The following is a 17,498-nucleotide window of genomic DNA, read 5'->3' as shown; positions in this document are numbered from 1 at the left end:
AATCAGCCAATCATTACAGTCCCTTTTCCAACAATACCATGACAGTCAAAATTTGTACTAACCGCCATCCTTGTCTTGCATTTTCCTCGATTAAAAGATGGAGTTTTTTTCCAGTCTTTGGTAATCGAAGCGTCAAATTACTTGTGTAATGAGATGTCAAGTGATCCGCATTTTTCATCAATGATGAGGTCTTTTCTCATCAGATAATCCGTCTGGATCTCATCTCCCATTATAAAATCATGTGACCCGATTTTATAAAAGTTGTGTTTTTGATAAAAACTCAAGGCTTTTTTGTTGTCCTCCCAGACCCCCAACCACAGATAGGTCAGTTTCCGGGCTTTTCCCAGCGCTACTGCTTTATCCATCAATTGCCATCCCAATCCATTTCCCTGAAAATCCTTCAAAACATAGATTCTTTCGACTTCAAGTGATAAGGGATCATGAAGATCGGTTTGTGCTTTGCCTTCATTAAGTTTCATATATCCTGCCAATTGTTCATTACAAAATATGAAATAAAAAAATGAGGCTTCATTTAACCATTCACTTCTGAGCTTTTCTAAATTAAACGCCTCCTCCAAATAAGCCTGCATATTCGCTTGCGTATTCATGCCGGCAAAGGTCTCCCAATAGGTTTGGCGGGATATTTTTTGATAGTCCATTAAATCATCGACTGAACATTCTTTTATTAAAATCATTTTATTACTCCATTAAATCACAGCACTTCAGGAAGCCGTACGACCGCTTTTAAAAGTATGTTTAGCTTCATTTGATGCATTTCTTTGATTGTCTTGACTGGTTCCATTTATTCCCTCACAATCACACGTCTGCTGCGAAAATCAGTTTTCCTTCGTCGCAATGATCGCATTGATGAAGTCGATCATGCCATCTTCGACCTCATCACGAATGTCCCGATAATTGTGGATTTCATGACGATACCCAGAATAAATCTTTGTTTGGACCTGATTTCCGGTATCTGCCAGCCAGTTTGACACCGCATAGACACCTTCTCCGAAAAGACCGACGGGGTCCTGATCACCGGCAATATTATAAACCGGAATGGCAGCCGGAACTTTCTCGGCCCACGGGATGCCAAGAATACTATCAATCATCATGATAAAATCGTAGGTTGAGCGAATATTCGGTGGGCTGGTGAAATTGTTGAAGGGGTCACTGGCATGATCAGCAACGATATCCGGATCACCGGCGATCCAATCATTGGGGGTCAGGGGATTCGTGATGCGGTCAGTCATCCATTCGAAAAGAACCCCTAAATAACTGGGATCAACTTCTTCGCCTTTGCCTTCATCGATGCACTTTTGCAATGCTGCCGCCAACTCCTGAGTCTTCGGAAAAATCGACGAGGTTCCACAGAGCAGCAAACCGTCGATGCCTTCCCCATAAATTGTCGCATAAGACCGAGCAATCATCGAGCCCATGCTGTGACCGTACATAAAATAAGGCAGGTCGGGATAGTCGGCCTGAACTAATTTCCGCAGGCTGTGTTCATCTTCAGCCATGGTCAGATAGCCTTTGTTTCCCCAGTCACTCCAGTTGCCGGATTCCGCGGCGGTTTTACCATGTCCTACATGATCGTCTGCCGCAACTACAAAGCCAGCCTCATTCAGCTTAAGAATCATATGCAGATAGCGTCGTGAATGTTCGCCAAAACCATGGACAATTTGAACAATCCCCCGAGGTTTGCGAATCGGTTTGTAAATCCAAGCCTGGACTGTATCCTTTTCGTTAAATGATCTGAAACTTCTTTCTTCAAATGCCATTGTCTTCCTCCTGTAAATTTATTATCAAGCTGTCATGCAGCCGGATGATCTTAAGTTAAGTGCGCCTGACCGGGCACCGGGCTCGCACCCTATTTTATCTGCTCCAGCAGGGTTTTTCTGGGGTAAAAACCAAACCGCGCATAAAAGCTGAAGGCTTTTTCGTTGCCGACTGCCACCGACACGGTTTTCGTGTGGGCCCCCATTTCATCCATCCAGGCAATGGCATTGCTTAACAATGTCTCACCAAGACTCAATCCACGATAGTCGTCCTGCACATATAGGGATTCCATTTCAGCATCACCGGAAAATTCAACCCGGGAAATACAGTACCCAACATTTTGAGCGATTTCCTGATCAACTGCAATTTCGATTCGCAGCTGCCCAGTTTTAGCCTTTTGGAGCAGATTTTTTTTACGCATCGCAAACGTAAACGCTTCATAGTGGGATTTAAAATTTACCGCAGCATCGCGATGATGCCGGTTCAATGCTTCCCACAGCTCCCGGATGTCATCCAACAGCGATTCATCGCCGCTTCGATAGGTGATCGCTGTGGTTGGGGTTTTTTCGTGTTGCACCGCTTTTTTTGCCTTGCTTTGCCGCCTGATATCGTCTTGGGCTGTGAACGGATCGCTACCATCCACGACTTCCTGAATGATCACAATCGGATCGGAAATCAAGCCATAGTGTTCATCCTCGGGATAAGTCACCGCAATCGCCGGTTCCTGCCCGGCATAAGCAATCATGCTGGCCATTAAATCCCATTTTGTGCAGAGAAAAAAATGAGCAACCTCACCCTGCTCGACAATTTTTAAAAAAGCACCCCGATTGCCCGGGATGGCCAGGGTATCTTTAACACCGGTTTGATATTCATATTGTTCAAACGCCGCCCGCATTTTAAGCGGCACAATCCCATGCCAGGTTCGTGAAAACATGATAACTCCTTTTATACTATAAATGCTTCAAATCAAAGTCAGACAACGTAAAGGATGATCAAAACGTAAAGTGTGCCTAGGGCCGGCCATCAAAAGTAATCCTTCACAGACTTTTCTTGTTTAATCAACATTTACATAAATTACCGGGCTTGCGTTACCTTGTTTAAAATAATGTGCCACCGATTTGTTCAAATATTTTTTTCTAATTGTTTCGTCAGCAATCTTCCCCACAAACTCCCAGCGACTTGTGTCAACGTTTGAATTGATATTGATACAATTATAAGTGGTTCCACCAGGAAACCAACCAGCAATTGTATATACTTCCTGAATAATACCCTCATAAACTGCCATTGCGTAGGTAGCTTTTTCACGTCGAAGACCTAACTTCCACCGGGCTCTTGTTGCATCATAAAGTTCTTGTTCGGTAATGCCATAATAAAATGCCTGATTAATTCTAATAAGAAGTACTGGCTCAACAATCTTTGCAATTTCATTATTATACCTCTGAATCAATTGTTCAACGCCAATGCGCCCATATAGTTTACTATAATGTCCTTTGACTCGATTCGTCAATCCGTCCAGTCCAATTAAATCAATTACCGCTGCTTCCACTTTAAGGGCTGTTTCTTCATTCTCCAAACCGTGAATCAATATTTCTATGACTGGTTCTTTATGATCTGCTTGAAGCATTTTAATTTTTTTGACTTTTTCGGAATCTGAATCATCTTTAAGATGTGAGAACACGCGATTCCCTTTTCCTTTTCCCACATAAAAAATTTCTTTCGTATCCGGATCCATGTAGATATAAACGTAATATTTTAAAAACTCGATTTGTTCAGTCGTAAATTTCATTCATTATTACCTCGTCGTAAAATAACTGGGTTTTATTATCATTTGTTAAGTTTATCTGGCACTGTGACTACAGCCCATGGCAACCCGTGCAAATTCTACTAAAAAATTGGCCGATGAAATCTCAGTGAGCGATTTTCATCATACCGCAGCATAATAAAAATACCACCGATTCGCCTTCTCAATGAACAGGAGGGCGATTAATTTTGATTGGCGTGGGGTTTGTTGCTGTTTTCCGAATCCAGCTCAACCCTACTCATCTTCTCCGCGATGCTCTACGGCCATCTGGTCTACCCAATCTTCCTCAACGTACACCATACCATTCCGACCTTCCACCTTACGGTTAGGACCAGCCTTATGTAGTTTGCAACTTAAAGGACCATAGCAGAACGTCTCAAACCGATACTTTCTCCGCCCTCTCGGATTCCAATTATCGACAATGATTTCAACTGGCATTCGGCAGCCCCACATACAACTGCGACACTTCGTATCATAGGTTCTTGCTGCCAGTCTGCGGTGTCCTCTTTCCCTGTAAACGTCCAGCTCCGGCGGCACCCGTTCCCAGGGTGATAATGTGCTGCCCGGTTCTCCCTCAGCGATAACACTAAGCTTTGAAACTTTATAATAGTCAACCGGCTCCATATCCGGATCAGGAACTGGGACGCATTCACCTGAAACGATATCATTGACTTTGAATTGATGTTTGGTATGAGCTGCTTTGCCGATACCGATGGAAAAAGTCGTTTCCACGCCATCGAGTTCCCCTTCTAACATAATAGCATAACCAAGGTAGGTATGAGAGGCTTCATCGAAGGACCTCGTTAGACGGATGCGGGGTTGGATTGAAATGATCGTACCTTTGAAAGTTGATTTAATCATGATTGAGTGGCCTCCTTCTTTATCTTATCAAAATATAAGCTTGTTGCAATTTTATGCTGGAATCAGATATATGTTCTCTTGATCAAAAAGAAGCTCCATTGGCTGATTATACAGCCTATTGATGGTATCGATATTTTCTACGAATGGACGGACACAGTTATTTTGGTTGTTTTCAAATTGCTTCATCGTCTGTTCGGTTTTTCTTGAGCATAATTTCCCCAATTGGTTACTTGCTTCAATCAGAGTTTCATCAATCTGTGAATCACAGATAAAGGGAATCTTTGCCACCGCATCTCCGGCAAATTTATTCATGGATGCAAATCCATCTAGCAAAGATGAATTGATCGAAGACTTGGCATATTCTTCAATCTGGTTATAGCATTTTGTATATAATTCACGATATTGAAAAGAATAATCCTCTATTTTATGAACGGTACCTTCAAGGTATGCCGATCCAAAGTTTTCCAGTAACATCACTTCAAGAAAGGACGAAAAGGCGAATAAATATAACGCCAGTTGATATTCTTTGAGCTCAGCTTGAACTTCTTCCAGCTTGCCTTTGACATCCTGATCATGATGAATGAAAAGATTCCCTATTTTTTTATTCATTTTTTTAACGATCCGTTCCCGATAGAAAATAATGCTCTGCTCTGCCTCCCGTTTGATTTCCTGAACATGAATGTGTTTGTTGGTTTTATATTTTTCATTGTCCCAGTTGAATTTGTAATTATTTAAAACATCCTCCAAAACATTCAGGTTACCCCGCTGTTTTGCTTTTTCTTTTTGTTTCAGAAATTCAAATATTTCCTGTGAAGTTTCAAGGATTTCTGCTAGTTTTTTATCGATACTGATCAGTGCAACGGCTATTAACAGCAACGTAGGATTATAAGCCATTTTTGTGGTCAAGGTTACGGAGCTACTTGCTGCCGGTACAAATACCGGTTGGCCAGTAATTTGGCCATTTGCTCCCTGAATGAGTCCACGAAATCCAGTGCCATCTTTCGCTTTTGCCAGCTCTCCTAAAACACCTTCCGGGAAGACAGCCTTGTAGTAACCTTCCATTCCACCGGTTTCAAGCGTTTGGGTAACGGTTCGAAATGCTGCAGGTAAGGTAGCAAAAGCTGTACCCAACGCAGCAATACTTACTAATGGTAGTTTTGTACATTTTTCTAACGCCACTTCATCTTTAAGATCAGCAGAATAGTATTCAACATTCATCATAGCTTTTACGATCTCATTTTTTTTAATGTTCTCAGCCATTAATCATTTCCTCCAGAAATATGAGTTTTTTGCTTTTGATATCTATGTCAAGCATGTCTACACCAGTAGTTAATCGTTGCCCTGATAGCCAATCATGAAAAATGCTGCCTCGATGGCTCTCATTTTCAAATCGCTATCCAGATGATTAAATATCGTAAATAATAAAATCATCAATCATTTTCGTCCAATAGATACCCAGTCGTTTTTTGTTTCAATTGGACTGGGTATGCCTTTTTAAAATAGCAACCAAAGCAACCCCCTGTTATATCTTTTTTCGCACTTTTTTCCGGCCCATTGTTTTAAGCATAGGCGGATATTTATCAATCAAATAAGTTTCAAAAACGGCTTTGTCTGTAACAGCAATCGTTGCGTAAAATAGTTCTTTCGCATTAAAAAATGAATAGTTGCATAAATGTAAATTGCTGTTGTTTTTATGCCCATTTATATGAGCAATTAATCTACCAATCAGTAAATCACTTAATCCCCAATATAAAAGATATATCCCTTTGCTAACTTCTTCAATTTCTTCTATTTTTGAAAACCGAACTGTTTTCAATTTCTTTGCTTCATTAAATAACATCTCCAATTCCGTATCATTTAATCGCATTGCAAAACCGTACACAATACCAGAGTTATCTTTGTCATAAACAAATTTTATCTTTCCATTTTCTTTTTTACCATTTAATAGAAAACTCCTGCTAACGTTTTTTATTTCTTTAACGCCAGCGTCACTAACCGATCTTTGCATAAAATCCAATAAATCAAATTTATCATCTTTTTTGCTGCTTTCGTTAATGATATTGGCTATAGTTACACATGATTTTTGTATTTCTTTCGGTTTCTTCATTGAATTATAATTACCTTTCACTTCTCCCTGATTGATTTACCGGTCAATCTCATTTTCATTAAGCATGGCATTACGAGCATCTAATCTTTTTGCGATATCAATAAATGTTTCGCAATTAATCACCTGCTCTTTTTGTGTAGAATAAGCCACTTCATCAAATAAGGTCGATCATTGTTTGCAGGTACTTCATACCATTCTGAACAGAGAAAATAATTGATGCCATAAATGCATACAGGGTTTGCATAATATCTGACCGGCTTAATCCCGCCAGTTGTTTCCGTTTTTAATAATAACGGAAATTGAATATCGAAAGTTTCCTTAGAATATTCTCGGGTCTGCATTTTTTCAACTTCTTCGGGTGAAACAGCACCATCTTCAAGCATATTCCGAAAGACTGTTCTGACAATCGCACCAATTTTCATTTCTTTGAGCCCATCAAAATCGGTATTTTCAATCTTAACCATTTCTGGCGAAATCCGTCCAGGCGATGAAGCCCTCCGATTCTTGTTGACGCTGGTTTCAGTATTGACAAATAGATTATACATCTGCAAACTTCGCATGAATAATTCGGATGTATCTGAAACCTCACCAAGCATGCTCAAAACTGGTTCCAGAATACTCTCCCTGAAATCATCATTGGCAATGATCCGCACATCAAAATCAAGATCAGCCGTTTTTAAAACCGCAGTCATATCACACATGCATTCATTGATCGCTATCATAACACTCGGATTAATTTTGGGCGAGGCAAAAATAATTGTGCCACTACTTAAACCAAAGTACCCATAAATACACATTGCCGTGCGAATGCATTTTTTAATGACACGGGTTACCGTTTCCTCTTTCGATCCATAGTTAAGACCCGCCTCGTGAAAGGCAACATCAACTGCATAAATTTTACTGTGTGCCCCATCAGAAGTGATGCCAAGCGCATCAATTTCCGCCTGTGCCAAAATCTGTGACAAACCGCTGTTGGCCTTAAACAGATCATAACCGAATTTTTTGCTAAAACAATTTGCAGAATTATTCAGCAGTTGTTCGATTTTTTCCTGATTTTTCAGTTCCCAGTGTGATGATGCTTTCCAGTTGGTTTGGGCGATCTGGCATTCTTTTACATGCCGCAGCCATGATAGCATCAATGATTCGCCGACTTCTATTTTCATATCATACCTCTGTAAAAATATTTTGCTCTGATGTTCTGGCACCGACTACTTAATCGTTATTTTTCTCTTATCTGAATTTGATTTTTTCTTTGCAAACGGTTTGCCGATTTTTTTAGCGACTGTTTTAGGGACATCCACAACCCCACTGCAAACACCATCTGATACGTCTTTAGTAACTTTACCGATTTTATTGAGTATTTCACTCCGTTCTTTATCTTTTTTATCTTTTATCGACCGACTCTTTAAGATTATTTCTTCATTGACATAATAAAGCACAATGCGCTCGCCGGTTTTTAGTTTTGAGCCGATTTTTTGATCATTTGGATAAGTGACTCGAGTGACCTGACCATCTTCTTTGCTGACAAATTTCAAGCTTGGTTTTTCTAATTTCGCAGCAACTTTTAGACCTAAGCGTTCAAGGTCTTCTCGTGCTTCATAGAGATTAGCTCCAATGATTCTCGGAACTTTAAATTCACGAACAACGGTTTCTAATAACTTTTTGCTCTTATCAATTACTTCTTGAGTGAGATAGTAAACCTTAACTGCCGTTCCTGGATTGACCCGCGAGCCGAATCTTGGTTCAGAATACATCACTTCATTTTCACTTTCATCAACATACGCTAAATTAGGATTTGCAATCGCCGATGTTGGAATCAAATTTAGTTCGTCTTTTAGAACTCGCAATGCTTCATCAATATAGACGTCTTTTAAATCAGGTATTTTTATAAGGTTTTTCTGTTTTTCAATAAATTCAGTACCTGTTTTTTCTATAAGAACCAAAGCACTTGGCGCAATCACTTTAACTGCAGCTTTTCCATACTTCACGATTTTCGTCATATCCATCATTTTCCCGCCCTTCATTTATTAATTCCTCAACTTTCTCAACTTAATTGGACAACCAAAGCCTTTATGAAAAAAGGTTGCGAATCGATCGAACCCTAATCCTGTTTCCACACTATTTTTACCAAGAACACCATTTACTCGCGTTGATATGCCCACGCCTGGATTGCTGATAACCAGTTCATTACCTATTTTCATTCTTTCCATGCTATCGCATTTCTTTCACTTTCTCCGTATTTAGAAAAACATCTCATCCTTCTCTCTAATACAGAACTTGTAAATTTCGCGTATTACTTAAATTTTAGTCCTTGGTCATTTGATGAAAGCACTTATGACATGAACGAGAGCCAGGTTCTAGCCTTTCTGTGGGCTAATTCCATTAGTATAAGATAACCCAGCACCTCTGGTAGATTAGTATTTTCTATTTCTTCCTCTTTACGACGCCGATTGTCATCATTGATTTCTCAATATTGCATTGGCAATTAGTCGATCAAATTTTCTGACATCGACCCCTTTTCACAAATTCACTTTAATATGACCAGCACGGGTCCAGAGTTCAACTTCAGCATTTAGATCAAGGATCTTGCCTGCATTTTCAGTTGACCACATATTAATTGACGAGTATGGGCAACGAGTATACTTCCACTTTTTTACCACTCAATCCCTGTACATCTCTTACAATTAAACGTTAATTAGTAAAAACAGCACTATCTTTGCTAAAAAAACGTCGTTTGTCTCAGCAAAATATTTGTTTTAATACCTATGTAATCGGTTCGAATGGATTTATTGTATCATTTAATGGCATTGATGGAAAGTTTTTATCGGTGATTGAGCAAAAAAATAAACTCGCCGGATTGGGTCCGGTGAGTTGATCTAAAATGTGTCCAGGATGAAATTATTAGTCTTGATGATTGTTGTCCTCCTGCCCTAACTACGAATCATGTTTCCCGCAGATCGAGATTGGACAAGGTTTATGTTATGACTGTCTGCGCTACTATCTAAGCTGCTTCTCGATATTCCGACTGCCATACAACACCCGAATTATCGTAACGATATGGTTGCTTTCATCTTGTATATAGAATACGCAATAATTATCTACAGGCATTATTCGCAGGCCGCGACTGCGCCACGGCTCTTTGTCATAAGTTCGAAATCGTTCCGGCAGCTGGTCAAGTTTCATGATACTTTCTTCCAATCTGTCTAACTGTCCGCTTGCATTTTGGGGTGACTGTACTTCAACAGCTAAATACTCAAAAATTTCACGTAAATCGTCATCAGCCTGTTCCGTTATCTCAATCTCATAAATCATAAATCATAAATTGTAATCTTTGCGAATATCTGCAAATGCTTTACTTGCAGGCTTTGTTCGGTTGGCTTCCTTATCCGAATAGCCCTTTTCCAATTCTGCATTCAACTGTTCCTCAGTCAAGGCAGACATATCCACAGATCTCGCAGATGGGATTTTCACTTCAAAAGGAAGGCCTTTCTGCAAAATGATCTGTTTATAAAACATATTGATTGCATTGGATGCAGGAATTCCCAGTACCGCTAAAATGCGCTCTGCTTCTTCCTTCACTTCAGGCTCAATTCTTGCATATAGATTAGCTGATTTTGCCATCGGTTTACACTCCTTCCAGATCATGTAATTTGTATTTTCACTTTTATTATACTCATTTGTCTGTACAAAAGCAATGCATTAAGTTGTCTCTGTACTGCTGACGACGGTGAGATCAAAATAGCCACCAGAGAATGATTAAAATAAAAAAATCCCACAGTAACTGGGTGAGATCCAACAGATGCCCCATCCCCACGACCATAAAGATCAGGATTTTTTTGAGGATGCCCCGGAATCCCTGGGCGCTGGAAAGTTTCTTGTTCTGGAGCGCACAGAGCACTCCGGTTACGTAGTCGATCACGACAAAGGCGATCAGACATTGTAAAAAGCCGTCAAAGCCGCCGAGCATTTGGCCGATCACCCCGCCTGCCAGGGCAAAGGCCAGCGAGATTTCACTGATTTTCATTACACCTCACAATGCACAAAGCCCTGCTCCAGATAGAGGATGGTGGTAAGTCCCAGACTTTCGGCGATGCTGGCGACTCGTGTAATATCAATCCCCGGGGCGTAGAGATCAGCAGCCTGACCGATCCGGTGTTTGGAACCCGGGATGCCGCCCACCTCGGCGTTGCGGATTTCGCAGCGGAGCCCCGAGGTAATGATCACTGGAGCATTCAGGGCATTGCGGAGAGCTTCCAGCTTCAGCAATAAGCCCAGATTCATCGCTGCCGGAAAGCCGTTACAATAAGCACCCTGACAGTCGCAGGCAAATTCGGCCTTGGCAAAGTGTGGGGTGGGGCCATAACCCCGGTCATTGAGAGTGGTTTGAATTTTTTTGATAAAGGCATTCATTTTACTTTCCTTTCTTAATTGACATTGCGTTGCCCCAACGGGGCGGGCATGTGAAACACGCCCCTACGAATCTGAACGAATCGGCTACAGAACGGGAACCGTCGCCTTAGTTCATTGAAAAGGCGGATTTGTCAGTAATGACCAGTTCGGCTTTGACCTTGGCGGTCAGAAGCTGGCCATCCGGGGCGAAGATCGCTTTGTCAATCATCCCAGCCATAGCGGTATTGACTTCTTCGACGGTGAGTCCAACCTTGGGATCGGTGATCGACATGGTGGTGGTTTTTAAGTCGGCCCGTTTAAAGGTCAGTTGCAGTACGGTATTTGCTGCCATTTGTTTACCTCCTTGTATAATTTTTGCGGGTTGGTAGCAATGATGCTGCCAACCCCGTTGTTGTTCCCTTTGGGGACAACGAGCGATTGATAATCGCCCCGACAAATTTGAATTTAACCGACATAAAACAGCGGGGGAGCCTCCCCCTAGATCATTGACAGCAGTGCCAGTTCGTGTTTGATGACTTCTTCCAGTACCGGTTCCTGTAGCCCGTCAATAATCAGAGCCGTGTCATAAATTGCCTGATCGGTGGCGGGTGCCTGGGTAAGGCTGTCAATGACACAAAGCTCCTCCACAAACGACAGCACCGAGCTGCCCGCAATCCGGTAGGCATCCAGGGCCGCCTCCGCCTAGGCAGACGGGCTAAAGCAATAATAGTTGGCCTGTAAGCGGGCCAGTTCCGCCAGCGCCCAGTTTAAGATACCAGCCGCTTCCCCCTTAAGCTTATCCTTGAGATGGAGATCCCGTTGCTCCGGGGGTTTGGGTGGCAGAAAAGGAACGATAATCAGCCGCCGGTAAAAGGCCTCAGAGCGGTCGCCCAGATTTTTGAGCAGGCTGTTACAGGAAAACACCAGTCGGGCAGTGGCTTTAAAGGAAAAGGGATCTTTGTTTTTACGCTCGGCGGTAATGAAATCCTCCCCGGTGATGCTTTTAAAGAGGCCGTTATCCTCAATTGATTTGGAAGGCAGATCGGCAAACATATTGCCCAGCCGCCCGAACAACTCTGCCGTTTTAAAGCGATCACCCAGATTCTGCCAGGGAATATTGGAGACGTTGTCCAGCCCCAGCAAAACATCCTGGGCCACCGACAGCAAGGTTGATTTACCGGCTCCGCCCTCGCCCACAAACACAAAGGCCTTCTGAGCACAGGTTTCCGGGATCAGCAGATAACCAAAAATCTCCTGAATCAGCAGCTGCGTCTGTTCATCCAGACAGTATGCGAGAAAGGCCCTAAAAATCGGCGCTCTGGCTTTGTTATCGTAGCAAGGTTTTCACTGGATGGTTGATAAGATGCCCGGATCATGGGGCAACAGCTGACGGGTAGCCAGATCATAACGGCCATTGCTGAGATTAATGGTGCGTTTATCCCGATTGAGGCCGTCGCCAGCTCGGTACCACTGACCTGGTAATTCCGCCCGGCCCCTTTGCTCGCATCGGAAAAGGTCCGTAAATAATAGGGGCCTGGATGAAAAGCAGCCAAAAAGGCCCCCGGTTTCACGTTGATTGGTCTGGCCTCAGCCAGTGTTTTATTTGATTTCATGATAACCTCCTGTTTTCTGAAATTTTTAATCGATTTGTTTGTCGCTCAGCGCAAAAAAACCGGATGCACTTTAAAATTCACAGACTGACTGTGATTTAAAGCAACATCCGGTCGTTTAGTGGCGCTGTGGCCCAGTTTAACTCAGTATGCATGCTGATATATTAAATTGATTGTTGTGGGATCAATGTGATTTTTTTAATCATAATACGACGTGCCTCACTTAAGCACACTCCGCATATTCATCGTTATAGCAACGCTTATAAATCAGCCAAAGTAATGTAGGCTTTGGGATTGATTCCTTCACTGCTAACAACCGTTCCTTTGGGAACAACCTGAATCCGAATCGCTTCTAAACGCAGGGATTGTCCTTCGGTTCCGGCCGGTGCACCATTTTTCGCCCAATTCAGCCAACCAAAATTCTTGGCATGAACCTGATAATACACATCATATTTTTCAGCCATGGCCCCGGTTAATTGGATCTCAATCGCTTCCAGTCGGAGCCCTTCCGAAATGGTTCCACTGATTTCTCCGGCACTTTTAAAGCTCGATTCCCAGCCCTTGTTCTGAATATGGCTTTTGTACTCAATGCTGCCAGAATCCGCAAAACCATCAAGATTTATTTTGATCGCTTCCAGACGCAGGGATTCGCCGGTGGTGCCGCTGACGGCACCATTTTTAACGGCTTGCTGCCAGCCAATATTCTGGATCTGGGTACTGTAACTGACGTTCCCGGTAGCCGTGGCGGCAATCGTCACCTGCTGGGCTCCTTTGGTGGTATCATTTTTGTTGTAGACCGCTTCATACACAGCATATTTTTTAAGCGGGGTTCCGGTGACCTGATGGGCCTCCAGGCTGGCCTGATTAATCACCGCATCGGTCGCTGTCGGTAGTACAAACCCGGCCTTGTCACTGAGGGTCAGGCGCTCCGGCTGATAGCTGGGGTTGTAGTCCTGCCGGGTATCGCTGGAATCCAGGAAATTAACGAGCGGCAGGCCGTTGTCGTAGCCTAAAATTTGGGCATTCACCTGTTGCTGGCCGGCGCTCATTGATATTTCCATGTGCTGGGCACCAATGCCGATGGCTTCGGTCGCGGTGGCGCTGAATTTTTGGGCACTGTTGTCAATCAGGGCAGTTAATCCGGCATCGGTGATCCTCATTTGATCATTAGCGATACAGCCAATGGCCATGTTATCGCCATTGACCTTAATGTCGGTTACCGCATTGTTTTTCAGGTTGATATTCGCCCCCTGGATCCCAATAACTCCCTGGCTATTGACCGCTTCATCGAGGATTTCTGACGTGACGGTGACAGTGCCGCCTTCAATGATCAGATTGCCCGCGACACGTAAGCCCTGCTGGAAGATCACCTGCTGGTGATTGCTGCTGAGACTGGTCACCAGACTGCAGTTTGTGAGGGTCATATTACCGGCACCTTCTTCTGCCGAGTCACTGCGGTCGGTGGTCACGCCGGCAACGACAATGGGATCCTCATTGATCGGTTGGTCGGTGGCACTCATTGCCCCGGTCAGCGTGATTGTTGCCCCGTCAGCGGTAAATTGCCCGTCACCTTTTAAGGCCACAACGGTACCCATTTTGGCTTTGGCGTCCAGCACCGCTCCCGGCTTCATGGTGAAATTTCCCACCGCATTATAGGAAGCCAACAGCTGCAGAGCGTTGACTTCTCCGGTCACGGTCAGGGCCGTGTTTTCAGCCATGGCCAAATCGGCACAAATGGCGCCAATGTATTTATTATTGATGGTAACCCTGGCACTGTCGCCAAGCTTAACAAAGGATTCGGCATAAAGTCCGTAAAAATCGAAGACCTCGGGAGTCTGTTTGGGGCTGTCCAGTAGCAGTGCGCCGGTACCGCCAATAGTCAAGGTCATGCGGTCGTTAGACTCGCCACTGATGGCATGAAAATAAAGACCGGCGAAACTCTTTTTGACCTTATCCGTATCCTGATAACTCTTTTCGGTATCGGCAACAATGGTATTATCGCCAATTAGCTCGATTGTTACCGCATTGGCGGCATCATCGGCTGTAGCCGCATACTGAATGCCGACGCCGCTCAAAAAACTATTATAGTCGTTGCTATAGGTCAGTTTGGCATTGTCCAGGGTCAGGGTTTTACCATCGGCGCTTAAGCTGGCCTGACCGCCACCGGTCAGATTAATGGTCTGTCCCATTAAAACGATCTGGTCGCCCAGGGTAGCATAATAGGCCGGTGAACCGCTGTCAAGGAGATAGGTTGCCGGGTTGGAGACAGTCAGCTTGGAAGCATCGGTTTTGCTGGTCACCACACAACGAACCACCATATCATCCAGCTGGCCACTACTTATTTTGTTTTCCAGGGTGGCCCGTTGGGAGCCTTCGCCAATAAAATCGTACCATTCATCAGGTTGCCCTTCTTTTTGCAATAGCCATTGCCATTGAAAATCACAGGTTTCCGGGTTGGCCACCACAATGGTCATATTGGCCGGTTGGGGAACCGTAAAGTGGACATCCTGGGGTTGGGTAATAATCACCGGCCCACCGGCAGTGGAAACCGCATTATTGACCGTCCCCGTTGCCAACGCGGGCAGCCCCGACCAGCTGGCCGAATCCGTTCCCCAGACGCCCTCATTTTTTAACCAATTGCTGCTATCCTGAGCAAACACACTGGTGGCCGTAAATAGCGACCCCGCCAGCACCAAACAAACGGCTGCGAAAATTCTAATCTTTTTCATTTGAATACCTCCATTTTTTTTCTTTTATACCCCGATTTTTTATAAACGCACAGCCGCAACAATTTTTTCTCGCTCTGCAGAACAGCTTGGCTGTCGCTTAGAACAAAAAAACGGATGCACTTTAAAATTCACAGGCTGACTGTGATTTAAAGCAACATCCGGTAGTTTAGCGGCGCAGGTGGCCCCGTTTAGCTCAGCATGCATGCTGAGCTATTAAATTGATTCGTTGTGGGATTGATGTGATTTTCATAATCATAATACGTCGTGCCTCACTTAAACACATTAGCGGTGTTTACAGGTGCTCCAGCAGCTGAATCTTTAGCCCATTGGGGTCGGTGATAAAGAGGTACCTGATCTGCGGCGCAGGCTGAAACGGGACGCTGTGCAGGATACCTTTTGCTTCTAATTCTGCCATCGTTTGCTCCAGTGAGGCGACTTCAAATCCCAGCGAAATGTTGGCGTCAATGCCCGTCGCCGGGATGATCTTATTGTAAATCAGTTCCAGCTTGGTTTCGCCATCCCCTAAAAAAGCCAGTTCAAGATCTGGCCCGGCCGGCCTGCGGCTATCTACCTTCAATCCCACAATATCGGTATAAAACCGAATCGATTCATCCATATCTTTGACGGTGACTGTTACCCATGAAAACTTCATAACGCTCTCCTTTTTAAATCTAAAATTTTGTTTGATCAGTTGTTAACGGTATTGTCGCATAATACTCGATTTTTGCATCAAGGTTACAAAGATTTTGGGTCCATTTTTGCTGTTCAGCAACAACGAATAAGCGGTGGGTTTCCAGCATCACCCGTCGTTCGGGGATGGTCTGATCGCCCTCGGCTCTCAAATCGGAATATTTTTTGATCTCCCGCAGCGGCATCCCGGTCTCTTTTAGACGTTGAATGAAACGAATCCATTCAATATCGTTTTCGTCATAATTGCGTCGACCCCGGGCATCGCGGGAAACGATAATCAATTCCTTCTTTTCATAATATCGCAGGGTATATTCACTGATCTTGGTCAGTTGGGCCATTTCGCTGATAATCATAATAAAACCTTTCAAAAAGAGGGTTGACTTAGACCATAGTCTAAGCACTATACTGATAGTATAAAGAATTTTGGAGGTAATTACAAATGGATCAAACCCGTTATCAGATTGGCATCGAGCAGTTAAGAAAAATTGATGGCGTTGGCGGCGAAAAAGTGATCGAATCACTAAAAACAATCGCCCCCGACCTGGGCAACTATATTATCGAATTCGCCTTTGGCGATATCTACCCCCGGCCGGGGCTGACCCTTGCCGAACGGGAACTGATCACCATCACCAGCCTGCTGACCGCTGGCGGCTGTGAACCTCAGCTGGACGTACATATTAATGGTGCCTTAAATGTCGGGATACTACCAGAGAAAATTATTGAAGCCTTTATTCAATGTATCCCCTACACCGGATTTCCGAAAGTTTTAAACGCGGTTACGGTTGCCAAAAAAGTCTTTGCCGACCGTGACGCACTCCCCCATGACCAGCCGGTTCCTGGCAAGCGTTAAGCGTTCCTGGCCCAGGTGCCTGAAACAGGCCTGGTTGCGACGCTCCCAACCAGGTCTCACTTCTTGCCGACACGCTGATAAGTCAGCCGTTCGGCCCCACTCTTGAGATAAATCAGGCCGCAATAAGTAAAACCATTTTTAGTAAGAACACGTTGCATGATCCGGTTGTCCCGATGAGTATCAATCCGGAGATTGGGACAGATCTTTTCGCACCAGTCAAAAATCGCCCCGGTTAGTCCGGCCACATTGCCAGCACTGGCCACACGATGGATGGCAACGTACGGTTCATCATTTCGCCACTGACCGTCAAAAATCTGGTCATAGTCAGGATCGCCTTCCTGCAGTAGCATAAACACCGCCTCAATCCGACCATCAATTTCACAGATATAACTGATCTGCTTTTTGATGTCATCTTCAATCAGGCTTGGTTGGGGATAACCATCAACCCATTGATGGGGGTTTCCCGTCGCGGTCATCATGGTACGGGCATGGGTATAAATTTCTTCAATCCCCGGGATATCTTCAATTTGCGTATGTCGAATCTTCATTTTTTGCTCCTCATTATCCTTTCGCCGACCTGGTTTGGTTTGAATACTGGGCATGGCCTTAACCTTCTTGTAATCGCACGCGATTCTCATTTAAATTTCTTGAGGGTGTAGCTAATTACCTTTTGGATAAGACCCGT

General features: G+C 43.9%; 22 protein-coding genes and 1 pseudogene. 1 reads left to right on the top strand and 22 read right to left on the bottom strand.

What is annotated here, in order from left to right; genetic code table 11:
• Positions 1-137 precede the first annotated feature (137 nt).
• From A3KS_RS20950 to A3KS_RS0111015, 21 genes and pseudogenes are all read right to left on the bottom strand, one after another.
• Positions 138-695, bottom strand: coding sequence for a GNAT family N-acetyltransferase (locus A3KS_RS20950; RefSeq protein WP_035356026.1), 558 nt, complete (start codon positions 693-695; stop codon positions 138-140).
• A 141-nt stretch (positions 696-836) separates the two neighbouring features.
• Positions 837-1,778 carry an alpha/beta fold hydrolase gene (locus A3KS_RS0111120; RefSeq protein ID WP_026394988.1) on the bottom strand — a complete coding sequence of 314 codons (942 nt, stop codon included), beginning with the start codon at positions 1,776-1,778 and terminating at the stop codon, positions 837-839.
• Positions 1,779-1,867: 89 nt separating this feature from the next.
• A complete protein-coding gene (locus A3KS_RS23195) occupies positions 1,868-2,710 on the bottom strand; it encodes a GNAT family N-acetyltransferase (protein ID WP_084504975.1) in 843 nt (280 codons plus the stop codon).
• Between the two features lie 120 nt (positions 2,711-2,830).
• On the bottom strand, positions 2,831-3,562 hold the full coding sequence (locus A3KS_RS0111105) for an LEM-3-like GIY-YIG domain-containing protein (protein ID WP_026394987.1): 732 nt from the start codon (positions 3,560-3,562) through the stop codon (positions 2,831-2,833).
• 249 nt (positions 3,563-3,811) lie between these two features.
• The gene (locus A3KS_RS0111100; RefSeq protein WP_035356023.1) at positions 3,812-4,438 is read right to left on the bottom strand and encodes a hypothetical protein; all 627 of its coding nucleotides are present in this window, start codon (positions 4,436-4,438) and stop codon (positions 3,812-3,814) included.
• A 51-nt stretch (positions 4,439-4,489) separates the two neighbouring features.
• Positions 4,490-5,698, bottom strand: coding sequence for a hypothetical protein (locus tag A3KS_RS0111095; RefSeq protein ID WP_026394985.1), 1,209 nt, complete (start codon positions 5,696-5,698; stop codon positions 4,490-4,492).
• Positions 5,699-5,960: 262 nt separating this feature from the next.
• Positions 5,961-6,545, bottom strand: coding sequence for a hypothetical protein (locus A3KS_RS0111085; RefSeq protein WP_026394984.1), 585 nt, complete (start codon positions 6,543-6,545; stop codon positions 5,961-5,963).
• A gap of 119 nt (positions 6,546-6,664) precedes the next feature.
• Positions 6,665-7,708 carry a hypothetical protein gene (locus A3KS_RS0111080; protein WP_026394983.1) on the bottom strand — a complete coding sequence of 348 codons (1,044 nt, stop codon included), beginning with the start codon at positions 7,706-7,708 and terminating at the stop codon, positions 6,665-6,667.
• A 45-nt stretch (positions 7,709-7,753) separates the two neighbouring features.
• A complete protein-coding gene (locus A3KS_RS0111075; RefSeq protein ID WP_169727702.1) occupies positions 7,754-8,554 on the bottom strand; it encodes a PASTA domain-containing protein in 801 nt (266 codons plus the stop codon).
• A 510-nt stretch (positions 8,555-9,064) separates the two neighbouring features.
• Positions 9,065-9,263: pseudogene (locus tag A3KS_RS23190) on the bottom strand (PH domain-containing protein); the annotation flags it as partial.
• Positions 9,264-9,542: 279 nt separating this feature from the next.
• Positions 9,543-9,857, bottom strand: coding sequence for a type II toxin-antitoxin system RelE/ParE family toxin (locus A3KS_RS0111065; RefSeq protein ID WP_026394981.1), 315 nt, complete (start codon positions 9,855-9,857; stop codon positions 9,543-9,545).
• Between the two features lie 3 nt (positions 9,858-9,860).
• Positions 9,861-10,166, bottom strand: a complete 306-nt coding sequence (locus A3KS_RS0111060; RefSeq protein WP_026394980.1) for a type II toxin-antitoxin system RelB/DinJ family antitoxin — start codon at positions 10,164-10,166, stop codon at positions 9,861-9,863.
• Positions 10,167-10,278: 112 nt separating this feature from the next.
• On the bottom strand, positions 10,279-10,569 hold the full coding sequence (locus A3KS_RS20935; protein WP_051355820.1) for a phage holin family protein: 291 nt from the start codon (positions 10,567-10,569) through the stop codon (positions 10,279-10,281).
• Positions 10,569-10,955 (bottom strand): D-Ala-D-Ala carboxypeptidase family metallohydrolase, encoded by a 387-nt coding sequence (locus A3KS_RS20930; protein WP_051355819.1) that lies wholly within the window; start codon positions 10,953-10,955, stop codon positions 10,569-10,571. The genes A3KS_RS20935 and A3KS_RS20930 overlap by 1 nt, the downstream gene beginning before the upstream one ends.
• 106 nt (positions 10,956-11,061) lie before the next feature.
• Positions 11,062-11,286, bottom strand: coding sequence for a DUF2922 domain-containing protein (locus A3KS_RS20925; protein WP_035356017.1), 225 nt, complete (start codon positions 11,284-11,286; stop codon positions 11,062-11,064).
• A 146-nt stretch (positions 11,287-11,432) separates the two neighbouring features.
• A complete protein-coding gene (locus tag A3KS_RS24030; protein WP_242834760.1) occupies positions 11,433-11,582 on the bottom strand; it encodes a hypothetical protein in 150 nt (49 codons plus the stop codon).
• A 54-nt stretch (positions 11,583-11,636) separates the two neighbouring features.
• Positions 11,637-12,218, bottom strand: a complete 582-nt coding sequence (locus A3KS_RS0111035; RefSeq protein WP_242834761.1) for a DNA primase family protein — start codon at positions 12,216-12,218, stop codon at positions 11,637-11,639.
• Complete coding sequence (locus A3KS_RS0111030) at positions 12,194-12,547, bottom strand: hypothetical protein (protein ID WP_026394978.1); 354 nt, start codon at positions 12,545-12,547, stop codon at positions 12,194-12,196. Before A3KS_RS0111030 ends, A3KS_RS0111035 begins: the two co-directional genes overlap by 25 nt.
• A 257-nt stretch (positions 12,548-12,804) precedes the next feature.
• A complete protein-coding gene (locus A3KS_RS22615; RefSeq protein WP_051355818.1) occupies positions 12,805-15,273 on the bottom strand; it encodes a hypothetical protein in 2,469 nt (822 codons plus the stop codon).
• 292 nt (positions 15,274-15,565) lie between these two features.
• Positions 15,566-15,925, bottom strand: coding sequence for a VOC family protein (locus A3KS_RS0111020; RefSeq protein WP_026394977.1), 360 nt, complete (start codon positions 15,923-15,925; stop codon positions 15,566-15,568).
• Between the two features lie 19 nt (positions 15,926-15,944).
• Complete coding sequence (locus A3KS_RS0111015) at positions 15,945-16,316, bottom strand: MerR family transcriptional regulator (protein WP_026394976.1); 372 nt, start codon at positions 16,314-16,316, stop codon at positions 15,945-15,947.
• An 86-nt stretch (positions 16,317-16,402) separates the two neighbouring features.
• On the opposite strand from A3KS_RS0111015, the gene A3KS_RS0111010 reads away from it, so the two are divergent.
• Positions 16,403-16,813, top strand: a complete 411-nt coding sequence (locus A3KS_RS0111010; protein WP_026394975.1) for a carboxymuconolactone decarboxylase family protein — start codon at positions 16,403-16,405, stop codon at positions 16,811-16,813.
• A 56-nt stretch (positions 16,814-16,869) separates the two neighbouring features.
• On the opposite strand, the gene A3KS_RS0111005 is transcribed toward A3KS_RS0111010, so the two are convergent.
• A complete protein-coding gene (locus tag A3KS_RS0111005) occupies positions 16,870-17,361 on the bottom strand; it encodes an acetyltransferase (protein WP_026394974.1) in 492 nt (163 codons plus the stop codon).
• Positions 17,362-17,498 lie beyond the last annotated feature (137 nt).

The organism is Acetobacterium malicum subsp. dehalogenans DSM 11527, from assembly GCF_000472665.1.
GTDB lineage: Bacteria > Bacillota > Clostridia > Eubacteriales > Eubacteriaceae > Acetobacterium > Acetobacterium malicum.
Note: the sequence above shows the minus strand (reverse complement) of the source record. Positions and strands in the feature narration are given on the sequence as shown.

Coding starts and splice junctions, on each gene's coding strand:
- A3KS_RS20950 (WP_035356026.1), bottom strand. CDS start 695: ATGATTTTAATAAAAGAATGTTCAGTCGATGATTTAATGGACTATCAA.
- A3KS_RS0111120 (WP_026394988.1), bottom strand. CDS start 1,778: ATGGCATTTGAAGAAAGAAGTTTCAGATCATTTAACGAAAAGGATACA.
- A3KS_RS23195 (WP_084504975.1), bottom strand. CDS start 2,710: ATGTTTTCACGAACCTGGCATGGGATTGTGCCGCTTAAAATGCGGGCG.
- A3KS_RS0111105 (WP_026394987.1), bottom strand. CDS start 3,562: ATGAAATTTACGACTGAACAAATCGAGTTTTTAAAATATTACGTTTAT.
- A3KS_RS0111100 (WP_035356023.1), bottom strand. CDS start 4,438: ATGATTAAATCAACTTTCAAAGGTACGATCATTTCAATCCAACCCCGC.
- A3KS_RS0111095 (WP_026394985.1), bottom strand. CDS start 5,698: ATGGCTGAGAACATTAAAAAAAATGAGATCGTAAAAGCTATGATGAAT.
- A3KS_RS0111085 (WP_026394984.1), bottom strand. CDS start 6,545: ATGAAGAAACCGAAAGAAATACAAAAATCATGTGTAACTATAGCCAAT.
- A3KS_RS0111080 (WP_026394983.1), bottom strand. CDS start 7,708: ATGAAAATAGAAGTCGGCGAATCATTGATGCTATCATGGCTGCGGCAT.
- A3KS_RS0111075 (WP_169727702.1), bottom strand. CDS start 8,554: ATGATGGATATGACGAAAATCGTGAAGTATGGAAAAGCTGCAGTTAAA.
- A3KS_RS0111065 (WP_026394981.1), bottom strand. CDS start 9,857: ATGATTTATGAGATTGAGATAACGGAACAGGCTGATGACGATTTACGT.
- A3KS_RS0111060 (WP_026394980.1), bottom strand. CDS start 10,166: ATGGCAAAATCAGCTAATCTATATGCAAGAATTGAGCCTGAAGTGAAG.
- A3KS_RS20935 (WP_051355820.1), bottom strand. CDS start 10,569: ATGAAAATCAGTGAAATCTCGCTGGCCTTTGCCCTGGCAGGCGGGGTG.
- A3KS_RS20930 (WP_051355819.1), bottom strand. CDS start 10,955: ATGAATGCCTTTATCAAAAAAATTCAAACCACTCTCAATGACCGGGGT.
- A3KS_RS20925 (WP_035356017.1), bottom strand. CDS start 11,286: ATGGCAGCAAATACCGTACTGCAACTGACCTTTAAACGGGCCGACTTA.
- A3KS_RS0111030 (WP_026394978.1), bottom strand. CDS start 12,547: ATGAAATCAAATAAAACACTGGCTGAGGCCAGACCAATCAACGTGAAA.
- A3KS_RS22615 (WP_051355818.1), bottom strand. CDS start 15,273: ATGAAAAAGATTAGAATTTTCGCAGCCGTTTGTTTGGTGCTGGCGGGG.
- A3KS_RS0111020 (WP_026394977.1), bottom strand. CDS start 15,925: ATGAAGTTTTCATGGGTAACAGTCACCGTCAAAGATATGGATGAATCG.
- A3KS_RS0111015 (WP_026394976.1), bottom strand. CDS start 16,316: ATGATTATCAGCGAAATGGCCCAACTGACCAAGATCAGTGAATATACC.
- A3KS_RS0111010 (WP_026394975.1), top strand. CDS start 16,403: ATGGATCAAACCCGTTATCAGATTGGCATCGAGCAGTTAAGAAAAATT.
- A3KS_RS0111005 (WP_026394974.1), bottom strand. CDS start 17,361: ATGAAGATTCGACATACGCAAATTGAAGATATCCCGGGGATTGAAGAA.